Source organism: Hydrocoleum sp. CS-953, assembly GCF_002260545.1.
Lineage (GTDB): Bacteria > Cyanobacteriota > Cyanobacteriia > Cyanobacteriales > Microcoleaceae > Trichodesmium.
The window spans coordinates 1-2,894 of sequence record NZ_LGSU01000367.1; the positions used below are offsets into that span (position 1 = coordinate 1).

The 2,894-nt window shown below is 34.3% G+C and carries 1 protein-coding gene; it reads right to left on the minus strand.

What is annotated here, in order from left to right:
- Positions 1-81 precede the first annotated feature (81 nt).
- Positions 82-2,166 (minus strand): GAF domain-containing protein (locus tag AFK68_RS03480; RefSeq protein WP_210407204.1); only part of this gene is annotated, 2,085 nt, incomplete at its 5' end.
- Positions 2,167-2,894: the final 728 nt, after the last annotated feature.

Here is a 2,894-nt window from a genome sequence, read left to right on the forward strand (position 1 = left end):
GTTATCACCAGAAGCGATCGCCGAAAAAGAAAATCTTCGTCAAGCAGTTTTAGGAGGAGATAAAGATGCAGAAAAACAATATCAAGATAAAAATATGCCGAAAATTTTAGAGAAGTCAAGAATATCATTAATAATTCTTAGGAGTGCAATACTACAAGTATGGATATCATTGACATATTCTTGTTGTTCTGAATTCAAATTCGTATCAATTAACAAAGAAGTCATACCAATTATTCCATTCATTGGAGTCCGAATTTCATGGCTCATAGTAGCCAAGAATTGACCCTTCGCTTTATTCGCTACTTCTGCTGCCTGTCTTGCTTGTTGAAGAGCAATATTTTGTGCAACAAGCTGTTGATGTTGGCGAGTTTCTTGCTCCAATAAATGAGCATGAGTGAGAGCAATTCCTACTTGTTGAGCAACAGCTTCTAGGAGTTCAATTTCATCTTTTCTCCAATTGCGATAATGATCGCATTGATGTAAGCAAATAATTCCATTTGGTTCATCTTGATAGGAGGTACGAACTACTAACATAGATTTTAATTCTCTACGAACACAAGTTGATGCAGAAGCATTTTTTTGTAGCAATGGTTCTGTATAAACATTGTCTGAAGCGATCGCTCTATCATGTGCTAATAGTTCTTCTATATATGGGTTATCAATTACTGGGGCTTCTAAATTCAAAATTGATTCATATCCAGTTTCTAAATACTCTGCTACTAATGGTACCTTTGGTACTAACCCCCCTTGATAAGAATGAATTACGCAACGGTTGACCAGAAAAGCTTGACCTATTTGTTGCGCAGTAGTATCAAATATCCTCTGTGTATCTAAGCTTTGGCGAATCTCTTGAGTAATTTTTCCCAATAGAAGACTACGTTGTAATTGTTGTTCTAGAGCTAAGTGAGTTAAATTTTGTTCAATAGCACTAGCGAGAACATTTGTTACTGCTTGTAAAAAGTGAACATCGTCTTGAGTGAAAGTATGTTTTTTTGTGGTATAAGTAGCTAATATTCCTGCCGGTTGATTATTTCCCGGAATGATTAAACTGATACCACTGACAATACCTTGGTCTAATAAAAGTTTAAAACCTGGAAAATCAGCAATTTTCGTGTTGAAGTCTTCAATTATGACTGGTTTTTGAGCAGCTAAAGTGCAAGCAATTAAAGACTCAAACCCTTTACTAACTCCTGCTAGACTGGTTAAATTTTTGGGGTTGCTGAAACTGGCTTGAATTTGCCAACTTTGACTATCTGATGAGTGTTGCAAAATCTGACAATAGTCTAGTCGTAGAGTCTGACATACTAAAGAAACTGCTTCTGACATGAGTTCTGATAGATATATACTTTCAAGAGCGCGTTGACTTAATTTTGCTACTGCTGCTGCTGCTAGAGCTTGAGTAGCTAATTTTTGCTCTGCTTGTTTGCGATCGCTAATATCTCGCAATATCATCGTAAATACAGTTTCATCTTTTAATTCTATTTGTGAAATTGACGCCTCTGCTGGAAATTCTGTACCATCTTTTCGCCTCCCAATAACTATAGCAAGTTTATGTTTTTTATTGTGATTTTTTCCCTCGACAGAGTTATTAAATTTTGACTCTTGCCAAACAACTAACTTACCAAATGACTGCCCTACAACTTCCTGATTTCTATAACCAAATATTTTTTCTGCCCCCTGGTTAAAAAGTTGAATAATTCTATTTCTATCCACTGAAATAATTGCATCTTCAGCCATATCTAAAATACTTGCTAAACGAGCCTCTGATTTTTTTAGAGCTTCAGAAAATGCTATGCGTTCAGATATTTCATTTTCTAACTTTTGATTTAACTCTCTTAACTCGGCAGTTCTTTGTTGTACCCTAGCTTCTAAGTTTGCATTGAGGAGACAAATTTTTTCTTCAGCTAAAATACGTTCTCTAATCTGCTTTTCTAGTTCCTGATTAGTTGCTTCTAGTTCGATAGGATTAGGCATTGCTAAAAATTTCCGAGCTAAACGAACTAAAAATATTACTGTTAATATAGAAACTATGACTTTGATACCCTTAACTAATCCTAATACCCAATAGTAATGATGCTCCAATGTCCAAATTTCTTGAGTCTGAGAAATACCACTAAAAATCATCAAAATTGCCAACATCCAAAAAGTTAGATTGAATGGCATATTNAATATAGAAACTATGACTTTGATACCCTTAACTAATCCTAATACCCAATAGTAATGATGCTCCAATGTCCAAATTTCTTGAGTCTGAGAAATACCACTAAAAATCATCAAAATTGCCAACATCCAAAAAGTTAGATTGAATGGCATATTTGGTCGTCTAATTAAACAGTAAATAAGTATTAGTGCGATAAAATGATAGGTTAGTGCTATAAATAAATCTGATGTGAGATGAAATAACCCTGGCATATAATACCTCTCCCGATCGACTAGCTATTATTATTATTTAATCCAATCCTAACCTGTAGTCTTGCCAGACATTTGTCTTATTATTATCGTCTTCTGCTTGAAAGCAGTCTAAATTTTGATTAGGTTTAAAAATCAATATTTGGCTAAATTATACCAATTCCCATACATGAATGCTATACTTCCGATGGGACTTCAGTTATTAATTAATAAGTAAGCATTCAGCCATCAGCTCTCAGCCATCAGCAAAGAAAAAGATCGTCAACGACAATTAACAATTTTAATGTCGGCAACAGCCGTTTGCGAAGCATGACCTAGGAATAAAATTAATAATTATCACGGCGCTTAGGAGCAATATATCAACTATTTACCCAAGCATACCCTCTGAAATTATTAATTATTCATTATTAATTATTAATTACAATGGGAGGCTTCAAGGCGTGAATTGTTGAATGAATAATTAATTGACTATCAACTATTAATGA